Raw genomic sequence first — 20,285 nt, 5'->3', positions numbered from 1 at the left:
AGTCCTTCTCTTCCTCCTATGCTCCTGTACATGAGTACGGGTTCCCCGCAGGCCAAGTCAACGCCACTGCACTCCGTGTCCGTAGCCGGGGCAGTGTTGCGCGAGGACGGCCGACTCCTGGCAATCCGTCGCGCCGACAACGGAACTTGGGAGCTCCCTGGCGGTGTCCTCGAACTCACCGAGTCCCCGGAGGCCGGCGTCCGCCGCGAGGTCCTGGAGGAGACGGGCATCGAGGTCGACGTCGCCGAGCTCACCGGGGTCTACAAGAACACCACCCGGGGCATCGTCGCCCTGGTCTTCCGCTGCAAGCCATCCGGAGGCACCGAGCGCACCTCGGAGGAATCAACCGAGGTTGCCTGGCTCACCCCTGAGGAGATCTCCGAGCAAATGTCCGAGGTCTTCGCGATCCGCCTCCTGGACGCCCTGGACGACGCAGGCCCCCACGTCCGCAGCCACGACGGCCGCCACCTGATCGCCAGCGTGCACTGAAAGAGGACGTCATGCCCGCGGACATCGCTCTGCACTTTGATCGCGTCCGCACGCGAGGGGCGCACAACGACCTCCGGCTACGCCTCGGCTCCTACCAGCACCAATGCGATTCGTACTACCTCGCGATGGAGGACCCGTCCACTGCCCCGGGCGGCCTGGGTGCACGGCTCGCTCGTCTCCTGGAGCAGTGGGGAGCACAGATCGTCGGGCTCCAGGGTGTCGGCGGCACCGCATACCTGCCGTACGACTTCTCGGACCAGTGCACGGCATGGCTGCGCGTGTCATCCCCAGACGGACAGACCGCCGAGGTCCAAGCAGGCTGGAGCCTGATCGAAGCCTGGGGGATCGAACCCTCCAACTACCTCGCCGCAGCACCCGAAGTAGCGGACTTCGACCCGATCACCAGCGCCCGCATCGAGTGCTCACTCACCGAACTGGCCGCGCACATCGACGCCAACCGGGCCGACCTCGCTGCCACAGGGCCATAGCGCGATAAGAGTTTCCCTACTTCATCAAGGCACCCGCCGCGCACAGCGCGGCGAGCGCGCCCGTCGCCCGGGCCTGCGCTCCTGTCTGCGCCCCGCTCCAGCCCGGCCGCCGGCCGCGCGCCAGTCAGCGCGGGTCTGATGAGGCAACACCCCTGCCCGCAGCTGATCCCTCCAACTCCGCGGTTCACGTCCTCCGCCACCAGGCGCCAGGTCGAGCAAACCCCGAACGCCGAACGGCCACCACCAGGCCGAGCCCAGCCAACCCCGTCCGAATCCACCGTGGCCCCACAGCCTTGCGCGGGACAGCGGGCGAGCCGGGCCAGGGCAAGAACAATGCCTCCGGCGGGGGCGCTCAGGCTCCGGGATGACGGGGGCCGGCACTGCGGGTGCGGGCCGGTTTGTGGTGGAGGTGGGGAGCTGTCATCCCGTCTGCCGTCGACCCAGGCAAGCCATAGCAGACCAGGCTTCTGGGGCCCAGGTCGTTCGTCCAGCAGGGCGCTCCACCTGGGCCCCAGAAGCCTGCCCCGCTATCACTCCGTGTGGGTCGACGGCAGACGGGATGACAGCCAAGAAATCTATGGCTGAGGCGGTCGGATCCACCAGCATCCCTTAACTCAATGAAATCTCATACCAAAGAGGCCGCCACTGTCATAGGCGTCAGTCAATTGGGCGGATTCATGGAACTCTGCACTAAAACCCTCATCTTCCGCCTTCTTGAAATCATCGGAGTTGAGCGTGACCACGTACTGCATGCCTTCGCGTTCAGCAACACTAGCGGCGAGGGTCAGCGCGCTGGCCATCTGCCGACCTTCGACATCAGAGTAGAGATGACTGTCGTGTACCAGGAAGTCTGGCCCTCGGCCACTCCTGCGCGCCGTAACCGCCATCGTCAGGTCAAAGCAGAAGAGAGCCATGCTTTTTACTCCCTCACTCCGATCGCCCCCGATGGTCGGAACGAAGTTGTAGCCTGCTTTTGACGGTTCCACACTAAGGGCCGCAGGCCGGTCACTACCGTAAATCTCGTAGGCGTATGAAGAATACAGTTGGGCAATTTCATCGATCTGAACCCGCCGGTCATTCAGGTCCATACTGAAACGGAGTTCCATTTCTGCCGAACGCAACTGAAGGTGGCGGTTTGCGTTCTCCCACTTGTCAATTGTTTCGCGACGTTGCTGAAGCTCGCCGATTCTAGTGCGAACCTTAACCAGCTCCAACTGAAGTTCCTTGTACGTCTCCAATGCGCCGCCCGCCTCCAGGATGCGCATCACCTCAGAGCGTTGCGAGTCTGCGAGACTGAGCTCTTCCCTTTTCTTGTTGAGGGAATCAATTAGCGCTGCCCGTTCACCCTCTAGATAACGCCTGCGGTTTTCAACGACCGACTGATGAAAGGCGGCAACTTCATCAAATCGACGAATCACCCCCTCGGGCAGAGTGATCTGCAACTGCTCATACATCTGCTGCACGTACGAGTGGTCCGGCTGGGCTTCATCCTCCTGATTGATGGCCGTCTCTACGTCACCCAGGCGCCGTTCTTCCATGACGAGTGAATCGTTAAGCCTCCGTATGGCACGACTCAACTCATCGGCCTTTGCGCGATGCTGGGAATATTGCTCAACGACTCGAAAATCGGCTAGTTCGCGGTCGAGATTCGCGACCTGAATGCCGAGAGTGCGAATCTGAGCATCAATGTCTTGCGCCTTGCCAAGCGTCATGCCAAGCACGGGATCGTTTGCTGCCTTGCGTAGCTCATTCAGGCTTTTCTCGGCAGTAGCAATCTCTTTCGCCTGGTCAAGAAGCGCAAGGTCCAACCCGAAGAGATAGGCCAGCGGCGACTGAGATGCTGCTGCAGCCTGCTTTCGGTGAACCTCCGTCGCTTTCTCAAAGGCTCCATTCTCAACATCGCGCAGGTAGAAGGCTAGAAGAGACCGCACTGAGGGTTCGCTAGCCGCCCCAGAGAGCCCAAAGAGCTGACTTCCGAGAGCCTGCCTCCAAGCTGCCGTCTTGAACGTGACACCGTCGACCTCAACAGAACCTGGATCTGCACCAGTTCTCCTGACTTTGACTACTCGGTCACCCATGTCCAATTCGAGCTCAAAAAATGCCTCAGCCAATTCGGGCCGCCGCAGGATGTGATTCGGCCGGGCATCCGAACCCAACAGGAAATCGAGCGTGCGAATGAAGCTCGTCTTACCTACCGCATTGCGACTGTCTTGCCTTCTAGCAGATTTTGTCCGCTTGGCGATGACAATGTTCAATCCAGGCCGAAACGAGGCACTCTTAAAGTCAGGCAGATCGCTCGTTAGATTACGAAACATGACGCCCCCTTGTCAGTTCCCCGTCGCGAATCGCTACAGCACCTGTTGCGTATAGAAGATCGAGCGAAAGGGCGAACCACCAGAACGGGATGGCCGATGGCATAGATTTATCCTGGCGCCAATCGATCAGCCGCTGCCAGACAGCACTAACACTTCCCGGCCTATCCAACTGCATGAGGATCTGGGCACCTACGGCGATCATTGCTTGATCCGATGGGATAGCTTTGCTGGGAAGCAGCATTATCCACCTACCGGCGCTTCGAAAATCTCACACGTTTCGAAGAAATGAGTCACGACCATCATTGCCGCACTACGCTGCTGGTTGAGGTCACCAAATTCGGCACGCCCAAATGCTTCCTCAATCAGGTCATCACAGAGGGCATGGAAAACTGCGTCAGAGTCCTCAAGGCGAGCACGATGTCCATCGTATCGCGCTCTCAGATTCTCTGAAACTTGAGCCTGCTCCCCAGGTGACGCCTGGGAAAAATAAAAGCGCACATGCCCTGTGTGAACCTTGAACGTTTTCAGAAAATCCGACACTTCTGGACCGAAATTATTGTGCTCAATCTTCCCGAACGGAACTTCAACGACATCGCTTTGATCAGCGGGCAAACGGGTGCGCGCCAGCGACTCAACACAGCGAGCAATGTACGACATTCCCGCAGGATGCTCAGAAGGCGGAGCTCCCACTATCAGGGATAGCCTATCCCGCTCAATATCCCGCCCCACACAATTATCCCAGAGGACTTGTGGAGGACAATTCTCGATCGTGATAGCGGAGTCTTTCTTGTTTTTCCTTAGATCCATGAGCCCAGCAGCCGCCATGGTGGGCAAGCCTGCCGCATTGTTGTAAACAAAAGCCCACCTTTCCATGTGGCTTCCCCAGTACTGCTCCGCAGTTTCGAAGTCTGCCTTTATCTTATTTGCTACATATTTTTCCGATGGGCTTGAAGCTCCATAGCAGGCCAGCATGAGGCCATCCACCCAGCCGTCGCACCCCTTGTCGCCCCGGCCGGCCGGATCGATCTGCACGAAGTCGGCTCCGTGCCGGAGGTGCATCAGGGCCGTTACGAAATCCTGCCACTCGAAACCCGTCTTCCTGACACATAGAGCCAAGAACTGACTGTGGAACCAAGCTCGGTCTTGATCCAGTGACACTTTTCCCCCCATCGGCTACCCCCTGTGACGTACAACACTACTCACGCTGGTCGGCCGAGGGCACCTGTTTGAGAGCAGGAGGGATGGTCCAATCTCAGTCACTAGAACCCGACTTGACGATCTTGATGGGCCTCGTCCTGGCGGGACGACTGAACCTATGCTCCCCCGGGCGCAGTGGAGCGCCCGAGGCAGCAGCGGTGCGATGCGCGCAAGGCGCAGGCAGCCAACTGGGCGACCAGGTTGGGGCAGCCTGCACGCCGCCCGGCAGCCATGGCCTATTCGTGGACTAGTACGGCCGGTCAGCCAGTCTCCAAGCCCCTGACCTTCGGAAACGTGCGAGACACACGGGGCCTCCGGAGCCGTCTGCGGGTCGGGGTGAACACGAGCAGCGAAGCCCCGCACTGGGTCTGGGGCTTCGCTGTCGGTTGCGTGATGCTGTCACGCCGACGGCCAGCGTGGCACGTCGCCGCGTCGTTATTGCTATGGCTGCGTTGGTATCGGTAGCCGGTGGCCGCGGCTGGTTGCTACGTGGACTGCGTCCTTGAGGGCTCCGGTCAGATCCGTTGCCAGCTGGTGGAGTTCCTCCGTGTCTGCTTCCTTATCGGCCAGTACTTCGAGCGCGTGGTCCAGGAGCTCGGTAGCCAGTCCTAGTTGTGTCGCTTCGATGTTGTCGGCCAGGCGGGACAGGTAGCCGCCGTTGTCGTCGGTGCTCAGGAAGCAGGGCTTGCCGTCGGGGTCCGTCCAGGGGAGGAGTCGCAGCTCGCTGTGGGGTGTCATCCCTTTGTGCTCCTTGCTTCGCTCGTGTGGTGGGTGGTGAAGACGGCGTCAGCGCGGTCGCTGGGGAGGGCCAGGAGGGTCGCCTCGACCACGCGTCCCGTGATGTCCGTCGCCACGCGGGTGATCGAGAGGACAGCCAGGGTTGAGCTGATACGAAGGGTCGTCGCTTCGTCCGGGGTGGGGAGACGGGCGCTGACCTTCTCTTGGACTTCGGCCAGATGAGGGTTAAGGGCCGCCAGCCGCGCCGCCGCTACCCCATCGGGCAAGGAAGAGCCAGCGGGCATGTCGGCGGGCGCCCGGTCTTGGGGGACGTAGATGCGGGCCACGCTGTGGGGCGACTTGCCCTCGTAGGTGACACAGAAGAACTCGGTCAACGGGCTGTGTGGCGACACCTTGAGCAGGGCAGCCAGGTAGCCCTGCGCTCGAAGGTGTGTGGTGTGCACGCTGACTTGGTGAGCCGTGTTGAACAGGCCCGGTGTGGCGCCTCCGCCGAGGTACGTGACTCTGGGGAGGTGATGGCGGACGAAGTTGCCGCTGCCGTGGACCTTCTCCACCAGGCCTTCGCTCTGGAGGAGGGCGAGGGCATTTCGGAGCGTTGGGGTGCTGACCTTGTAGTGGGCGGCGAGTTGCGCCTCAGAGGGGAGGCGTTCGCCAGCCTTCAAGCGGCCCGCCGAGATCTCCTTTCGGAGGTCGTCGGCGATGGCGTGGCGTCGGGAAGGCACGCGCTGGATCACCACTTCCTCATCATCCGGAGCGCGACGAGCCGGGTCCGGGCGTGCATGGTGAGCAGCTCGCCCGACTCGAAGATGAGTCGCTTGGCTCCGGCCGGCAGCTGGATGACGTCAGCTACACGGCATGGCTGTCCGCCTAACTGGATGACGTCGCCGCGTTGCACGCTGATCGAGGTGATCTCGACGTTGATGGCGAGCGCACCACTCGGTGCCCATCCCCTCACCGGGCCACCTGCCGCGGCTCGCACGGATCAGCCGCCGTGTGGCACGAGCAGTCGCATGCCTCGTAGATCACGGGAACATCGACCGGTCCCGTGGTGGGGGACGACTGCGCGCACTCTCGATGTGTGCCGATCGAGCATGAGACCGACCGGAAGGGCCCTGCCCCCGCGTAGGCCACGCGGGGCTGCTTGTGGGGAGGCATCAGAGGACCCCCTCCCGGCCGGACCAGGTGAAGGCCGAGCGGCGGCGTGGCCGGCGCTTCGGTAGGCGGCGCCCCCTGGTGCGGGCGGCCGTGGGGACCATACGGTTGAACACGCTGATCAGCTCCTATCGCTGATGGCCAGGTCCCCGGACATCGCCCGTCGCGGGGACCGCTTTGCGTACGGCGGCCCAGAGGGTGCGGCCGGTCAAACTGCTGGCGAGGAGGCCGAATCGATCGGCCTCCGCCACCACTTCCAGGACCTCCCGCCACGAATCGGCGGGCAGCGCTTCCGGCACCTCCGCTTCGATCGACGTGTACGTGGCGTGCCGCTCCACACGTGTGGTCAGTCCGAGGGCGGACAGCTGGGCGACGATGACCTCGGCCCTTGCTTCCGAAGCGGGCACAGAAGGGCCTCCGTCGCCGATTGATCACGTTAAGTGAAGCTAGTTAACTAGATTAGAGCTAGTGGACTAGATTTTCCACATGCCTGAGCAGCCGCCCTATCTCCGCATCGCCGACGTACTGCGGCAGCGGATCGCGGAGCACGAGTGGACCCCCGGTGATCGGCTCCCCTCACGTGCCCAGATCGCCGCGGAGTGCGGTGTCGGCGAGAACGTGGTCCGGCGTGCGCAGGAGTTGTTGATCTCCCAAGGCGTGCTGGAGGGCCGCGCAGGTTCGGGTACGTACGTCGCGGAGCCCCGGCAGCGTGTGCGCGTAGTGCGTTCCTCAGCCCGGGAGCAACGCGGCGGATCTCCGTTCCGTGCCGATATGCAGGTCCTGGGTAAGCAGGGCAACTGGGAGAGTCGCACCGAGGCCAAGGTCCCCGCGCCGGCCGAGATCGCAGCACGCCTTGGGATCGCCGAGGGCGATCTGTGTGTCCGCACGGTCTATGAATTCCTGGCCGACGGTCGGCCGGTGCAGTTGTCCACGAGTTGGGAGCCGTACGAGCTCACCGGCGGCACCCTCGTTGTGCTGCCTGAGGGCGGGCCGCACGCCGGGGCAGGCGTCGTGAATCGTATGGCCGAGATCGGCATCTCGGTCAGTCACGCCGTCGAGCAGCCGGAGCCGCGACAGGCCACGGCCGAGGAGGCGTCGCTCCTGGGGATCCAGAAGGCGGCCCTGGTAACCCATATCCGACGGACCTACTACAGCGATCAGGGTCAGCCCGTGGAGACGGCGGACATCGTCATTCCCGTCGCGCTGTGCGAGATCGTCTACGAGGTCCCGATCAGTCGCCAGTGAGCGACTCCCCCGACCTGGGCCCCTTCCTCACCCGTCCATAGGCTCAGCGGCATGACGAGCGAGAACCGGGCGTGCCCCGAGTGCGGACAGGACCTGAAGTTCGGCGGGTTCGTGCTCTGCGGGCGGGAGGACGACGGCCGTCGGACGTGTCGTTCGCTGTGGAAGTGCCCGGGGCGGCATGTGTGGTGGAACTGGGCCGATCGGCCGGACGAGCCGTTGGAGGCCTGCCCGGTGCCGCAGCTGTTTCGCTGACATCCACTGCTGACATCAACGGGCACGGACAGGCGCAGCAGTAGGCGGTTACTGGTAGCCCGGTTGGGCGCGCGTCCGGGACCGCCCACAGGGTGTGGATCGAACTCCTAAAGCGGGTGTCGCAGGTTCGAATCCTGCCGGGGGCACCGTCTCCGAGGCCTCCAGCCGTTTCGGCTGGGGGCCTTTGGCGTGTGCGGTGTGCGAGAGCCCTCCCGGGTGGGCCGGAAGGGCTGGGTCACGGGGATGTGGGGATCAGCTCAGGCCTCTGCTGCGCTCGCCGATGCGGTCGCCCTGCGGGGTGCCGGCCCGCTTGAGGTCCGCCTTCGTGTGCGCTCCGCCCTTGACCTTGCTCCGCAGCGGGCCTTCGAAGCCGTGGCCTGCCGGGTGGGGCGGGCGGTCCGCTTCGTGGGCCTGGGGCTGGAGGGCCGCCTTGACGTCCTGCTTCTGCGCTCTGCTCATCCCGTCGTCAACTCCTCGGGAAGCACCCAATCGGACTATTGGGATGGTATGCAGATATGCGGACCACCGCACCCGGACCGGACGTAAAAACTGCCGATCAAGGACCCGGCACCCCGCGGACCAGCTCCTCCGGGCACGGCGTTCCGCGCGGCAGCTGGTACTTCGCCGCCACCCGGTACTGGCCCGGCGCCGGGGCCAGCAGCTCCGTCCAGACGTCCCCCGACTCGTCGGGAGCCGCCTTGAACAGACAGCCGGCCGTGTTCGCGTACTCCTTCGGCAGCGTCCCGCCACGCCCGCTGCGCGCCTTCGAGGCGAAGGTCTCCTGCGGCGGCGCCACCGGCCTGCCCGCCGCGTCCAGCAGCCCCAGCCACGGCGAATGGGGGATCCGCACCAGTACGCGCCCGGCCGCGCGGACGTCGATGACCAGCTGGTCCGCGCCCGCCCGGACCACCTCGGCCTGCCCGGACACCAGCTCCGTCGGGGCGTCCACCTTGAACAGCTGCCAGTTCGCGTCGCCCCACACCAGCTGGAGGTACGGGAGCCCCTCACGCACCAGCTTCGCCTCGTCCTCACCGCCCGAGTCGGGTTTGTCGGCGGGCAGTACCACATAGCGCACGGCCCAGCGCTCCAGCCAGGTCCGGTAGTTCTCGGCGGTGAGGGTGTCGTCGTAGAAGAGCGGATTGCGTTCGAGGTCCGCCTGCCGGTTCCAGCCGCGGGCGAGGTTCACGTACGAGGGGAAGGCCGAGGACTCGCGGTGGCTGCTGGCCGGGACCACCTCGACGCGCCCGCGCTCGGCGCCCGCCTTCTGCAGCTGGTCCACCAGCGGGGCCAGCTCGCGGTTCCAGGCGGCCACCGGGGTGGTGCGCACGATGTCCGTGATGCTGTTGGCGGTGATCCACCCGGCCAGGCCCACACAGGCGACCACCAGCGCGTACCGGTGCCGCGAGCGCGGGACCGCGTACGGCAGGGCCGCGCACAGCACCGCCCCGCCGAACAGCATGACCAGACGGGTGACGTTCGACCCGACCTGTGAATCGATCGCCCAGGTCAGGAGCACGCCGAGGGTGTAGACCGCCGAGGCGATCCGGACGGTTTTCCACCGCTTCGGCACGAGGACGAAGATCAGGATCCCGAACAGGAACGGCGGCGCCGCCGAGCCCAGCTTCATCGGCTGCGTCCCGGAGAACGGGAACAGCCAGGCCGACAGCCCGACCACCGCCACCGGGGCCAGGCCCAGCGCGTACGCCCCCGGCCGGCGCCCGCTCAGGAACAGCGCTGCCGCGATCACCCCGAGGAACAGCCCGGCGACCGGGCTGGCCGCGGTGGCCAGCCCCGCGAGCGGGGCCGCGACGGCGGCCTTGGCCCAGCGCCGCTCGGCCCATTTGCGGGGCCAGCAGAAGACCGCGGCGACCGCGCCGAGCGCGAACATCGCGCCGAGCCCGAAGGTGACGCGGCCCGACAGCGCGTTGCAGAGGAGCCCGTACACACCGGCCAGCGCCGGCCACAACGGCTCGCGGACGGCGCCGCGGCACCGGGTGAGGATCAGCGCGAGCAGCCCGGCCGAGACGGTGCCCGCGACCATCATCGTGGTCCGTACACCGATCATGTACATCACGTACGGGGAGACCACGCTGTACGAGACGGGGTGCATGCCGCCGTACCAGGCGAGGTTGTACGCCGAGTCCGGATGGCGGCCGACGAACTCCGCCCAGGCGTCCTGCGCGGCGAGGTCCCCGCCGCTGTTGGCGAAGCAGAAGAACCAGACCACGTGCAGGACGGCGGCCAGAACGGTGGCGACGGCCACCGGATGCCGACGGGCCCACCCCACGGCCCCGGCCCGCGCCCCGGCCTGCGACACAGCCGGTGCCCCGGCCGAAGCGGCCGCCGCCCCGGGTACCCCGGGCACGCCGGAGCCACCGGCTTCGGCGGCCGGCACGCCCTGGCTCTCTTGCTCGGCGGTCGTCACTGCGCTACTCCGGTGCTCCCCGGCACAGGCACATGGCCATGCGTCATCAACACGTCAACACCTGCGTCCCGGTCCCAAGACGCGCGGCGGCGCCCCGGGGTTGCCCGGGGCGCCGGAACCACGCGGTCAGCGATCAGCCGACACGGGTCAGTTTGCTGCCGATACCGGGAGCGGCGAGATCACTCTGCAGCGCCACCGGCACCTTCACCTGGCTGGCCCCCTCGCCGACGGTCAGCATGCCGATCTCGGTGCCGGCCTTGGCGGTCTGGGGCAGCTTCCCGTCGCCGCCGACGAGCTTGACGTCGATGTGGAGCGACGGCCAGCCGACCGCCTCGACATCGGCAGTGGCCACGACCGGGGTGTGGCCGCCGAGGCCGTCGTCCACGTACCCGACGACGTCGCCCTTCTTCAGGACGGGGGCGCTCGTGAGCATCTTCTGCGTGGCGAGCATGACGTTCTTGCTCGCGGTGATGGCGGTGCCGAGGATCGGCACGCCGTGCTGGCCGAGGACCGCGCCGACGATCAGCTGGTTGGTCTTGCCGACCTTCTTCTCGGCGGCGAAGAGCAGGTTGCCGCCGGCCTTGGTGGTGGAGCCGGTCTTGATGCCGACGGCGCCGTTGTACGGGACCAGGTCGTTCCAGTTGCGCCAGGACTTGCCCGAGGGGTCGGTCCAGCTCGGCAGCTTGGTGATGGCCATCAGCTCGGACATCTCGACCACCTTCAGGCCCAGCTTGACCTGGTCCTCGGCGGTGCTGACGGTGGTCGCGTCCAGACCCGAGGGGTCGGTGTACGTGGTGTTGGCCATGCCGAGGTCCTTGGCGGCCTCGTTCATCTTCTTGACGAAGGCCTCCTGGTCGCCGCCGGTGTCCCAGCGGGCCAGGAGCCGCGCGACGTTGTTCGCCGACGGGATCATGATCGCGGCGAGGGCGTCGTACTCGGAGATCTTGTCGCCCTCCTTCAGCGTGTTGACCGTCGACTCGCCGTCGGAGTCCTTCTTGCCGTCGTCGACAGCGGTCTTGTCGATGTCGATCATCGGACCCTTTTCCCCCTTCTTGAGGGGGTGGTTCTTCAGGATCACGTAGGCCGTCATCGTCTTGGCGACGCTGCCGATGGCGATGGGCTTCTGCTCGCCGAAGGTGCCGACGGTGCCGAGGCCGGCCGCGGCCATGTGGCCCTGGCCTTCCTTGGGCCAGGGGAGGGACGGGTTGCCGCCGTCGAAGGTGTACGAGTTCTGCGCGGTCATCTTGAGCTTCGGCTCGGGCAGCGGCCGGACCAGCTGAACGACGGCGATGATGATCGCGAGGAGCACGACGAGCGGGGCGTAGATCTTGAACCGCCGGATGACGGTACGCAGCGGGCTCGGCGGCGGGGGCGGGTTGTTGGTGAGGTCCGCGAGCAGATCGAGCGGCGGCATGGGCGGCAGCGGCTGCTGCGTGGTCCGCTCGGTCCGGTCGAGGGCCGGGGCGGTGTCCTTCGGCGGAGCCTGGACCGACGGGGCCGGGGTCTGGGCCGAGGGCTGGGCCGGGGCCGGGGCCGGGGCCGCGGTGGCAGCGACGGGCTTCGCGGAGCCCTCACCGCCCTTGCGCAGCGGGACGAAGGTGCTCGCCCGCTCCCCGCCGCCGGCCTTCGGCGGCACGGGCCGGGAAGCGGCGGGCTTGTCCGCCGCCGGGGCGGAGCCGGGCTTCACGGCGCGGAACACGGCGGTGCGCTCGCTGTCGGCGGGCTCGTCGGAGGCCGCCTCCTTCGCTTCCGGTGAAGCCGAAGCGGAACCCGGCTTCACCGCCCGGAAGACGGCCGTACGCTCACTGTCCGCGGCCTTGTCGGCAGCCGGGGCCGCGGGCTTCGACCCGGGCTTCGGAGCCCGGAAAACGGCGGTCCGCTCGCTGTCGGCCGGCTTGTCCTCGGCCGCCGGGGCCTCCGGCTTCGGCGCACGGAAGACGGCGGTCCGCTCGCTGTCGGCCGCCTTGTCCTCGGCCGCCGGGGCCTCCGGCTTCGGCGCACGGAAGACGGCGGTCCGCTCGCTGTCGGCCGGCTCGGCAGCCTCCGGCTTCGGCGCGCGCGCAGCCTCGTCGGCCGCGGCCGCAGCGGGCTTCGCCCCGTCCGCCTCCGACACGGAACCGGAACCCGTAGCGGAACCCGAAGCGGAACCGGCATCCGGCTCCGAACCCGACCCCGCCGAGGACTCGGAAGCCCCAGAAGCACCGGAGGCCTTGGAGGCACCGGAAGCGCCGGACGCTTCCTCCGGCTCGGGGGCTTCGACCACTTCGGACGCTTCGGAAACACCGGAAGCTTCGGAGGCTTCGGCCGGCTCGGCGGCTTCGGCTACCCGGGAGTCCTCGGGGGCACCGGAAGCTTCCGCCGACTCGGGGGCTTCGGACACACCGGAAGGGGCGGCCGACTCGGGCGCATCGGCCACTTCGGAGGCTTCGGCCGACTCGGAGGCTTCGGAAGCGTCGGCCCCGTCGGCCGACTCGGGCGCATCGGCCGAGGGCTTCGAAGCCTCGGCGTCGGCCTCGGCCTCCTCCCCCGAACCGCCGGAGGCCCCGGCGCCGGCCACCCACGCCGCCACCGCCGCCCGCAGCGGATCCGGCCCGGCCTTCTCGGCGGAGGACTCGGGCTCCCGCGGCCGGAACACCGACAACCTCGGGTCACGCTCCGCGGAGGACCGCGCCTCGCCCGACGTTCCTTCATCTACCGACTTGTCGGGGGACTCGCCCGCCACCAGTTCCTCCTCGATCGCCACCACGTCCGGCTGTCCGAATGTCTAACAGTGTCCCGTCTAGGGGGCATCGCCCCCGTGCCAGACGAGAACGACATAGCTGCCGGTTCCCCCATAAAGCGACCAGGCGCTCTCGACAGATGAATGTGAGAGGCGTCACCCTGTCACTCATCCACGCGGGGAGGCATGGATGGGCAGGAGCCGCAGAACAATTCCGGAGGAGCTTCTGCTGCTCGCTTTGGACCCGACCACGGGTACCACGGCGCAGCCGCAGTCGCTCGACCTCGGCCTGGCCGGGGCACAGCTAGTGGAGCTGGCTCTGGCAGGACGGATAGCCCCTGACGGGGATCGTATCGCCGTGGTGATGCCACGGCCGACAGGAGATCCGACTCTGGACTCCGCATTGGAACTGCTGCGCAGGCGCGGCAGCCCGGTACGGGCCGTCCACTGGATCGGCGGACCCCGGCTGGGGCTCCGCCAGATTTACCTCGCCCACCTGGAGCGTTGCGGCATGGTCCATGCCGTGGCGGGCCAGATGTGCGGGGTGCTGCCGACGACTCGCTACCAGGCGACCGACACGGCGATCAGCCGGGAGATCCGTACCCGGCTCGACAATGCGATCCGCACCGGTGTACCGCCGGACCCGCGGACCGCGGCGCTCGCCGCACTGGCCCATGCGGTCGGACTCGGCAAGCACCTGTACCCCGGTAACGAGGGGCGCTCGTCCAGGTCCCGGCTGCGGGACCTGATCCGGCACGACCCCATGGGCGGTCTCGTGGCGCATGCCGTCATGGACGTCCAGAACGGTGTGGCGCAGCCACGCCGTGACCGCGCCCCGGCACCGCCGGCCGCCCGGGCCACGGCGAGCGGCGTTCCGCTGCAGCCGCGCCGGACGGGTGCGATGGCCCGGGTGGCCGCGCACTGATCCGACCGACCGCCGCACGCCCGAACGACCCTGAACCACCCCGAACGGCCCCGAACCACCCCGTACGAGCCCGTACGACCCCGTACGACCCCCGAACGACCGCTGCACCCCCTGCACGACATAGCACCACGCGCAGATCCACCGCTCCACCGCAACGCCATCGCCGCAACCGGCGTGCCCGGCGCGCGGGGTGGCGGGGCCGGTCCACCGGTCCCGCCACCCCGCGCGTCCGTATTTCCGGGCCGTTCTCCGGCGCCGCCGCGCCCTTCGGTGGCAGTCTGCTCACCATCAGACACGCAGAGAGACAGAACCAGAGAAGAAGGCGGAGGTGCCGTTCACGTGGCGTCCAATGTCAATCCCACCGTCCGACGCCGCCGACTGGGCATGGAGTTGCGCAAGCTCCGCGAGGACAAGGGCATGACGGCCGAGCAGGTGGCCGAGCGCCTCCTCGTCTCCCAGTCCAAGATCAGCAGGTTGGAGAACGGCCGCCGTTCCATCAGCCAGCGCGACGTCCGCGACCTGTGCGACGTGTACGAGGTAGAGGACCGCCGGCTCGTCGACTCGCTGATGCAGATGGCGAAGGACTCCCGACAGCAGGGCTGGTGGCACGCCTTCGGCGACATCCCGTACAGCGTCTACATCGGGCTGGAGACGGACGCCGCCAGTCTGCGCACGTACGAACCGCAGATGGTCCCGGGCCTGCTCCAGACCCCGGAGTACGCCCATGCCCTCATCCGCGGCGCGCTGCCGGAGACCGCCCCGGCGGACGTGGAGAAGCGCGTCAACGTGCGGATGCACCGGCAGAAGCGGCTCTCCGAGACCGACAACAACAACCCGGAGGTCGGCCCGCTGCGCCTGTGGGCCGTCATCGACGAGGCCGCCCTGCGCCGCCACGTGGGCGACGCCCAGCTGATGATCAGGCAGCTGGAGTACTTGATAGAGCAGTCGGAGCAGCCGTACATCACCGTGCAGGTGATGCCCTTCTCGATGGGCGCCCATCCGGGGGTGAACGGGCAGTACGCCATCCTGGAGTTCCCGGACGCGTCCGACTCCACCGTCGTCTACATCGAGGGCGTGACGAGCGACCTGTACCTGGAGAAGGCCAATGACGTGCAGAAGTACAGCGTGATGTACGAGCACTTGCGCGCCCAGGCGCTCAACGTCGAACAGACACGGCAGTTCATCTCCGAGATCATCGACCAATATGCGGGCAAGGCCAAGTAAAAGCGGAGGAAACCGGGCAGGTGGCGAGGGGGGCGCGCACGGTACACCGTGACTCCCCGGCCACAGAAGGCCTGAATGGAATATGCCACTCGGTCGGGTGAATGACCCCTTCACCCCTCGGAAGGTGCCGGTAGCGTCGATCACGTCGGCCGGGAAAGCGAATTGGCCGACGTCCCACTGGCACTGCTCGCTGAACCGGAGAACACCATGGCTATTCGTCAGGGCGCCACCGACAACTGGACCAAGTCCTCCTACTCCGGCGGGAACGGCGCATGCGTCGAGGTCAAGTCCCCCGTCGTGGAGGCCATCGCGGTCCGCGACTCGAAGGTGCAGGACGGCCCGTCGCTGACCTTCGCCCCGGACTCCTGGACCTCGTTCGTCGCCGATGTCACCGAGGGCCGGCTGGGGCGCCTCGTCTGAACGTCAGGCGTACGCCCCGACCGTCCCACCGGCAAAACAAGCAGCACCGGCACCACACGCAGCACACGCAGTACCAGCACCACACGCAGCACCAGCAGCACCAGCAGCACCTGCACCTGCACCACCTGACTGAAGCCCTCTCGACTGGCCCGCCGTCCCGGCCGAGGGGGCTCGGCCATGTCCGCCTCCTGCACTCCTACTGCCGGAGCCGGTCCACGTACCGGTCGGTCCCCGGCACGGTCGGGATGAAGGGCGCCACCAGCTCCACCCGCCCCAGACCCGCTTCCGCGACTTCCGTGTCCAGCCCTTGGAAACGGTCCCAGCAGGTCAGCGGATCGGCCTCCAGGAACCACAGCAGCGTCAGCCGGGTGTCGACCCCTTCGACCTGCTTGACGTACGCCATCCGGTCGCCGGGCAGCGGCGTCGGCCGGAAGACCGTCACCATGGCGGCCGGGGAACCCACGAGGCGCCTCGGCAGGGCGCGCGAGCGCAGCCACTCCAGCAGCTCCGCCCGCTGCTCGGGCCCCTCGGCGTCCACGACCTGGAGGACGAGCCCGGCGTAGGGGTGGTCGAGCGCGTGGAAGTCCCGCGGCCCGGCGGCGCCGTCGCGGTAGACGGTCGCCTCGTGGTCCTGGAAGGCCGTGAAGACATGGGTGCGGTCCTGGTAGACGCGGCCGTCGCGGTTCAGCCGCTTGTTGATGCCGACCGTCCACTTCATGTGCTCGTCGTAGCGGCCCTCGGTCACCCAGTACGTCGACATGTAGCATCCGGCGGTGATCGGCTGGGCGACGGCCGACTTCTCCGGATAGCGCAGCTCCTGCAGCTCCCGCGTGGCCACCCAGCGGCGGCCGGCGTACATCCAGGGCATGGCCATGGCACCGGCGTAGTAGTGGTCGTCCTCGTACCAGCGGTTGTACGCGTACTCGTGCCCCGGGTGCGGTTCGACCATGGTGATCAGCGCATGGCCGGGCCGGACGCCGTACGGCCCGACGGCCGCGAGTGCGGCGTAGTCGTCGGTGCGGGTGTCTTCGCGGTTCTCCGGGTGGGGTGTCATGGGAACGGTGTATCTGACAACACGTCACATGAGGAGAGGTGCGACGGGTTCCGCACTCCCCACACGCGCTCCCCGCCCTTACCGCCGACCCGTCCGCCCCCGGCCGCACCCCTTCCCTCCCCCCGCCCGGGCGCCTATTCTGACGGATCGTCAGATCACCTCCGTCCTCCCCACCCCCTCCAGGAGGCTCCGCATGCCGACACCGCCTGCGCTGTTGCTGCAAGGCAGGACCGTCATCGTCTCCGGCGTCGGGGCCGGGCTCGGACACCAGGTGGCTGCCGCCGTCGTGCGCGACGGGGGCAATGCCGTGCTCGGAGCGCGGACCGAGGCCCATCTCGCCAAGACGGCCGCCGAGATCGACCCCGACGGCGCGCACACCGCGTACCTGCCGACCGACATCACCGACGAGCGCCAGTGCTCCGCCCTCGCCGAACTGGCCCGGGAGCGCTTCGGCGGGATCGACGCCGTCGTGCACGTCGCCGCCTGGGACTCGTACTTCGGCGGGCTGGAGGACGCCGACTTCGGGACCTGGCAGCAGATCCTCGACGTGAACCTGCTCGGCACGCTGCGCATGACCCGGGCCTGCCTGCCCGTCCTCAAGGCGGGCGGCGGCGGGGCCGTCGTCATCATCGGCACCCAGTCGGCCGTCGCCGCCCCCAACGAGGTGCAGCAGGCCGCCTACGCCGCCTCCAAGGGCGCGCTGACCTCCGCCATGTACTCCATGGCCCGGGAGCTCGGGCCGCACCGGATCCGGGTCAACACCGTGCTGCCCGGCTGGATGTGGGGCCCTCCCGTGCAGGCCTTCGTCACCTTCACCGCGCACTCCGAGGGCATCCCCGAGGCCGAGGTCCGGGCCCGCCTCGCCGAGCGGATGGCGCTGCCCGACCTCGCCACCGACGGGGACGTCGCCGATGCCGTCGCATTCCTCGCCTCCGACCGGGCACGGGCGATAACCGGCCAGTCGTTGCTGGTCAACGCCGGTGAACTGATGCGATGAGGCTGATCGGCGCCCCCGCCCCCGCATCCTCGGATCGTATGCTCACGGCATGACCACTCCGAGTGACGCTCCGACCGACAACGCGATGCGCCGCGCGCTGCGGCGGGCCCGCGACGGCGTCGCGCTCGACGCGACCGAGGCGGCCGTACTCCTCCAGGCGCGGGGCGCGGACCTGGAGGACCTCGCCGCCTCCGCCGCCCGGGTGCGCGACGCGGGCCTGGCGGCCGCCGGGCGCCCCGGCGTCATCACGTACTCGAAGAGCGTGTTCATCCCCCTCACCCGCCTGTGTCGCGACAAGTGCCACTACTGCACCTTCGCCACCGTCCCCGGCAAGCTGCGCCGGGCCGGCCACGGGATGTTCATGTCCCCCGACGAGGTGCTCGACATCGCCCGCCGCGGCGCGGCGCTGGGCTGCAAGGAAGCGCTCATCACCCTCGGCGACAAGCCCGAGGACCGCTGGCCCGAGGCGCGCGAGTGGCTGGAGGCGCACGGCTACGACGACACCATTTCCTACGTGCGCGCCATCTCGATCCTCATCCTGGAGGAGACGGGCCTCCTCCCTCACCTCAACCCGGGTGTGATGTCCTGGGCGGACTTCCAGCGCCTCAAGCCGGTCGCCCCCTCCATGGGCATGATGCTGGAGACCACGGCGACGCGTCTGTGGTCCGAGCCCGGCGGCCCGCACTTCGGCTCCCCCGACAAGGAGCCGGCGGTGCGCCTGCGCGTGCTGGAGGACGCGGGGCGTTCCTCGGTCCCCTTCACCAGCGGGCTGCTCATCGGCATCGGCGAGACCTACCAGGAGCGCGCCGAGTCGCTGTTCGCGCTGCGCCGGATATCGCGCTCCTACCACGGCATCCAGGAGCTGATCATCCAGAACTTCCGCGCCAAGCCGGACACGGCGATGCGCGGGATGCCGGACGCCGAGCTGGACGACCTGGTCGCCACGGTGGCGGTCGCCCGGCACATCATGGGCCCGTCGGGCTGCCTCCAGGCCCCGCCGAACCTGGTCGACGGGGAGTACGCCCGGCTGATCGGCGCCGGTATCGACGACTGGGGCGGTGTCTCGCCGCTGACACCCGACCACGTGAACCCGGAGCGTCCCTGGCCGCAGATCGACGTGCTGGCCGACCAGTCCGCGGCGGCCGGTTTCGAGCTGCGCGAACGCCTCTGCGTGTACCCGGAGTTCGTGCAGCGCGGTGAGCCGTGGCTGGATCCGCGGCTGCTGCCGCACGTACGGGCGCTCGCGGATCCGCAGACCGGCCTCGCCCTCCCGGACGCCGAGGTCACGGGCCGTCCGTGGCAGGAGCCGGAGGAGGTGTTCACGGCGGCGGGGCGCACCGACCTGCACGCCGCCATCGACACCGAGGGCCGTACGGGCGACCGCCGTGAGGACTTCGACCTCGTCTACGGCGACTGGGAGGCGCTGCGCGAGGCGGCCGCCCCGGGCATGGTGGCGGAGCGCATCGACACCGACGTACGGGCCGCGCTCGCCCGGGCCGCCGACGATCCGACGAAGCTCACCGACGAGCAGGCGCTGGCCCTGCTGCACGCGGACGGCCCGGCGCTCGACGCGCTGTGCCGGATCGCGGACGACCTGCGCAGGTCGGTGGTGGGCGACGAGGTGACGTACATCGTCACCCGGAACATCAACTTCACGAACGTCTGCTACACCGGCTGCCGTTTCTGCGCCTTCGCGCAGCGCCGCACCGACGCCGACGCGTACACGCTGTCGCTGGAGCAGGTCGCCGACCGGGCCGCGCAGGCCTGGGACGTGGGCGCGGTCGAGGTGTGCATGCAGGGCGGCATCCACCCGGACCTGCCCGGGACGGCGTACTTCGACATCGCGCGCGCGGTCAAGAAGCGGGTGCCCGACATGCACGTGCACGCCTTCTCCCCGATGGAGGTCGTCAACGGCGCCACGCGGACGGGCATGTCCGTACGGGACTGGCTGACGGCGGCCAAGGAGGCCGGGCTGGACACGATCCCCGGGACGGCGGCGGAGATCCTCGACGACGAGGTCCGCTGGGTGCTGACCAAGGGCAAGCTGCCGACGGCGGACTGGATCGACGTGGTCACCACCGCCCACGAGCTCGGCATCCGGTCCTCGTCGACGATGATGTACGGGCACGTGGACCAGCCGCGGCACTGGCTCGGACACCTGCGCACGCTGGCGCGCATCCAGCAGCAGACCGGCGGTTTCACCGAGTTCGTGACGCTGCCGTTCATCCACACCAACGCGCCGGTGTACCTGGCGGGCATCGCCCGGCCCGGCCCGACGGTCCGCGACAACCGGGCGGTGACGGCGATGGCCAGGCTCCTGCTGCACCCGCACATCACCAACATCCAGACGAGCTGGGTGAAGCTGGGTGCGGAGGGCGCGGCGCAGATGCTGCGGTCCGGGGCGAACGACCTGGGCGGGACGCTCATGGAGGAGACGATCTCGCGGATGGCGGGGTCGAGTTACGGCTCGTACAAGTCGGTGCAGGACCTGATCGCCGTGGCGGAGGCCGCCGGGCGGCCCGCGAAGCCCCGTACGACGCTGTACGGGGAGGTGCCGCAGGAGCGGCAGGACGCGGCGCGCGCCTCGGACGGGCACCTGCCGGAACTGCTGCCCGTACTGGACTAGGCCGAGCCCCCGGCCGGGC

General features: G+C 68.0%; 20 protein-coding genes. 9 read left to right on the top strand and 11 right to left on the bottom strand.

Annotation, left to right across the window (positions count from 1 at the left end; translation table 11 throughout):
* Positions 1-18: 18 nt before the first annotated feature.
* Both AB0B01_RS04920 and AB0B01_RS04915 read left to right on the top strand, forming a co-directional pair.
* Positions 19-489 carry an NUDIX domain-containing protein gene (locus AB0B01_RS04920; protein ID WP_361712960.1) on the top strand — a complete coding sequence of 157 codons (471 nt, stop codon included), beginning with the start codon at positions 19-21 and terminating at the stop codon, positions 487-489.
* Positions 490-500: 11 nt separating this feature from the next.
* Positions 501-977: a hypothetical protein gene (locus tag AB0B01_RS04915; protein ID WP_361712958.1), complete on the top strand. Its 477-nt coding sequence runs from the start codon at positions 501-503 to the stop codon at positions 975-977.
* 614 nt (positions 978-1,591) lie between these two features.
* Here AB0B01_RS04915 and AB0B01_RS04910 read toward each other — a convergent pair.
* The 7 genes from AB0B01_RS04910 to AB0B01_RS04880 all read right to left on the bottom strand — a co-directional run bounded on the left by AB0B01_RS04910 (position 1,592) and on the right by AB0B01_RS04880 (position 6,786).
* The gene (locus AB0B01_RS04910) at positions 1,592-3,292 is read right to left on the bottom strand and encodes an ABC-three component system protein (protein WP_361712956.1); all 1,701 of its coding nucleotides are present in this window, start codon (positions 3,290-3,292) and stop codon (positions 1,592-1,594) included.
* Complete coding sequence (locus AB0B01_RS04905) at positions 3,282-3,533, bottom strand: ABC-three component system middle component 6 (protein ID WP_361712954.1); 252 nt, start codon at positions 3,531-3,533, stop codon at positions 3,282-3,284. The genes AB0B01_RS04910 and AB0B01_RS04905 overlap by 11 nt, the downstream gene beginning before the upstream one ends.
* Positions 3,533-4,324 carry an ABC-three component system protein gene (locus tag AB0B01_RS04900; RefSeq protein ID WP_361712952.1) on the bottom strand — a complete coding sequence of 264 codons (792 nt, stop codon included), beginning with the start codon at positions 4,322-4,324 and terminating at the stop codon, positions 3,533-3,535. The genes AB0B01_RS04905 and AB0B01_RS04900 overlap by 1 nt, the downstream gene beginning before the upstream one ends.
* Before the next feature lie 606 nt (positions 4,325-4,930).
* The gene (locus tag AB0B01_RS04895; protein WP_361712950.1) at positions 4,931-5,227 is read right to left on the bottom strand and encodes a hypothetical protein; all 297 of its coding nucleotides are present in this window, start codon (positions 5,225-5,227) and stop codon (positions 4,931-4,933) included.
* On the bottom strand, positions 5,224-5,961 hold the full coding sequence (locus AB0B01_RS04890; RefSeq protein WP_361713135.1) for a GntR family transcriptional regulator: 738 nt from the start codon (positions 5,959-5,961) through the stop codon (positions 5,224-5,226). The genes AB0B01_RS04895 and AB0B01_RS04890 overlap by 4 nt, the downstream gene beginning before the upstream one ends.
* Entirely contained in the window at positions 5,958-6,182 is a 225-nt protein-coding gene (locus AB0B01_RS04885) for a hypothetical protein (protein ID WP_361712948.1), read from the bottom strand. The genes AB0B01_RS04890 and AB0B01_RS04885 overlap by 4 nt, the downstream gene beginning before the upstream one ends.
* A 325-nt stretch (positions 6,183-6,507) precedes the next feature.
* Positions 6,508-6,786, bottom strand: coding sequence for a hypothetical protein (locus tag AB0B01_RS04880; RefSeq protein WP_361712946.1), 279 nt, complete (start codon positions 6,784-6,786; stop codon positions 6,508-6,510).
* Positions 6,787-6,865: 79 nt separating this feature from the next.
* Here AB0B01_RS04880 and AB0B01_RS04875 point away from each other — a divergent pair, with 79 nt between their 5' ends.
* Positions 6,866-7,624 carry a GntR family transcriptional regulator gene (locus AB0B01_RS04875; RefSeq protein ID WP_361712944.1) on the top strand — a complete coding sequence of 253 codons (759 nt, stop codon included), beginning with the start codon at positions 6,866-6,868 and terminating at the stop codon, positions 7,622-7,624.
* Positions 7,625-7,675: 51 nt separating this feature from the next.
* A complete protein-coding gene (locus AB0B01_RS04870) occupies positions 7,676-7,876 on the top strand; it encodes a dehydrogenase (RefSeq protein WP_361712942.1) in 201 nt (66 codons plus the stop codon).
* 252 nt (positions 7,877-8,128) lie between these two features.
* Here the strand turns inward: AB0B01_RS04870 and AB0B01_RS04865 are convergent, their stop codons facing one another.
* The 3 genes from AB0B01_RS04865 to AB0B01_RS04855 form a co-directional block, all read right to left on the bottom strand.
* Complete coding sequence (locus tag AB0B01_RS04865; RefSeq protein ID WP_361712940.1) at positions 8,129-8,335, bottom strand: hypothetical protein; 207 nt, start codon at positions 8,333-8,335, stop codon at positions 8,129-8,131.
* Positions 8,336-8,432: 97 nt separating this feature from the next.
* Complete coding sequence (locus AB0B01_RS04860) at positions 8,433-10,163, bottom strand: MFS transporter (protein WP_361713133.1); 1,731 nt, start codon at positions 10,161-10,163, stop codon at positions 8,433-8,435.
* A 271-nt stretch (positions 10,164-10,434) separates the two neighbouring features.
* Positions 10,435-13,047 (bottom strand): hypothetical protein, encoded by a 2,613-nt coding sequence (locus AB0B01_RS04855; RefSeq protein ID WP_361712938.1) that lies wholly within the window; start codon positions 13,045-13,047, stop codon positions 10,435-10,437.
* 163 nt (positions 13,048-13,210) lie between these two features.
* Between AB0B01_RS04855 and AB0B01_RS04850 the strand changes: the two genes are divergently transcribed.
* From AB0B01_RS04850 to AB0B01_RS04840, 3 genes are all read left to right on the top strand, one after another.
* A complete protein-coding gene (locus AB0B01_RS04850; RefSeq protein ID WP_361712936.1) occupies positions 13,211-13,945 on the top strand; it encodes a GPP34 family phosphoprotein in 735 nt (244 codons plus the stop codon).
* A gap of 339 nt (positions 13,946-14,284) precedes the next feature.
* Positions 14,285-15,169 carry a helix-turn-helix transcriptional regulator gene (locus tag AB0B01_RS04845; RefSeq protein WP_361712934.1) on the top strand — a complete coding sequence of 295 codons (885 nt, stop codon included), beginning with the start codon at positions 14,285-14,287 and terminating at the stop codon, positions 15,167-15,169.
* Positions 15,170-15,376: 207 nt separating this feature from the next.
* The gene (locus AB0B01_RS04840; RefSeq protein WP_361712932.1) at positions 15,377-15,589 is read left to right on the top strand and encodes a DUF397 domain-containing protein; all 213 of its coding nucleotides are present in this window, start codon (positions 15,377-15,379) and stop codon (positions 15,587-15,589) included.
* A gap of 196 nt (positions 15,590-15,785) precedes the next feature.
* Here AB0B01_RS04840 and AB0B01_RS04835 read toward each other — a convergent pair whose 3' ends face one another.
* Positions 15,786-16,643 (bottom strand): hypothetical protein, encoded by an 858-nt coding sequence (locus tag AB0B01_RS04835; protein ID WP_361712930.1) that lies wholly within the window; start codon positions 16,641-16,643, stop codon positions 15,786-15,788.
* Between the two features lie 193 nt (positions 16,644-16,836).
* Here AB0B01_RS04835 and AB0B01_RS04830 point away from each other — a divergent pair, with 193 nt between their 5' ends.
* Both AB0B01_RS04830 and AB0B01_RS04825 read left to right on the top strand, forming a co-directional pair.
* Positions 16,837-17,640, top strand: coding sequence for an SDR family oxidoreductase (locus AB0B01_RS04830; RefSeq protein ID WP_361712928.1), 804 nt, complete (start codon positions 16,837-16,839; stop codon positions 17,638-17,640).
* Positions 17,641-17,689: 49 nt separating this feature from the next.
* Positions 17,690-20,266, top strand: coding sequence for a bifunctional FO biosynthesis protein CofGH (locus AB0B01_RS04825; protein WP_361712926.1), 2,577 nt, complete (start codon positions 17,690-17,692; stop codon positions 20,264-20,266).
* Positions 20,267-20,285 lie beyond the last annotated feature (19 nt).

Source organism: Streptomyces sp. NPDC044571 (assembly GCF_040647115.1).
GTDB lineage: Bacteria > Actinomycetota > Actinomycetes > Streptomycetales > Streptomycetaceae > Streptomyces.
This window is presented reverse-complemented; position numbering and strand designations above follow the sequence as displayed.

Coding starts and splice junctions, on each gene's coding strand:
- AB0B01_RS04850 (WP_361712936.1), top strand. CDS start 13,211: ATGGGCAGGAGCCGCAGAACAATTCCGGAGGAGCTTCTGCTGCTCGCT.
- AB0B01_RS04830 (WP_361712928.1), top strand. CDS start 16,837: ATGCCGACACCGCCTGCGCTGTTGCTGCAAGGCAGGACCGTCATCGTC.
- AB0B01_RS04825 (WP_361712926.1), top strand. CDS start 17,690: ATGACCACTCCGAGTGACGCTCCGACCGACAACGCGATGCGCCGCGCG.
- AB0B01_RS04915 (WP_361712958.1), top strand. CDS start 501: ATGCCCGCGGACATCGCTCTGCACTTTGATCGCGTCCGCACGCGAGGG.
- AB0B01_RS04840 (WP_361712932.1), top strand. CDS start 15,377: ATGGCTATTCGTCAGGGCGCCACCGACAACTGGACCAAGTCCTCCTAC.
- AB0B01_RS04905 (WP_361712954.1), bottom strand. CDS start 3,533: ATGCTGCTTCCCAGCAAAGCTATCCCATCGGATCAAGCAATGATCGCC.
- AB0B01_RS04910 (WP_361712956.1), bottom strand. CDS start 3,292: ATGTTTCGTAATCTAACGAGCGATCTGCCTGACTTTAAGAGTGCCTCG.
- AB0B01_RS04865 (WP_361712940.1), bottom strand. CDS start 8,335: ATGAGCAGAGCGCAGAAGCAGGACGTCAAGGCGGCCCTCCAGCCCCAG.
- AB0B01_RS04920 (WP_361712960.1), top strand. CDS start 19: ATGCTCCTGTACATGAGTACGGGTTCCCCGCAGGCCAAGTCAACGCCA.
- AB0B01_RS04895 (WP_361712950.1), bottom strand. CDS start 5,227: ATGACACCCCACAGCGAGCTGCGACTCCTCCCCTGGACGGACCCCGAC.
- AB0B01_RS04875 (WP_361712944.1), top strand. CDS start 6,866: ATGCCTGAGCAGCCGCCCTATCTCCGCATCGCCGACGTACTGCGGCAG.
- AB0B01_RS04870 (WP_361712942.1), top strand. CDS start 7,676: ATGACGAGCGAGAACCGGGCGTGCCCCGAGTGCGGACAGGACCTGAAG.
- AB0B01_RS04835 (WP_361712930.1), bottom strand. CDS start 16,643: ATGACACCCCACCCGGAGAACCGCGAAGACACCCGCACCGACGACTAC.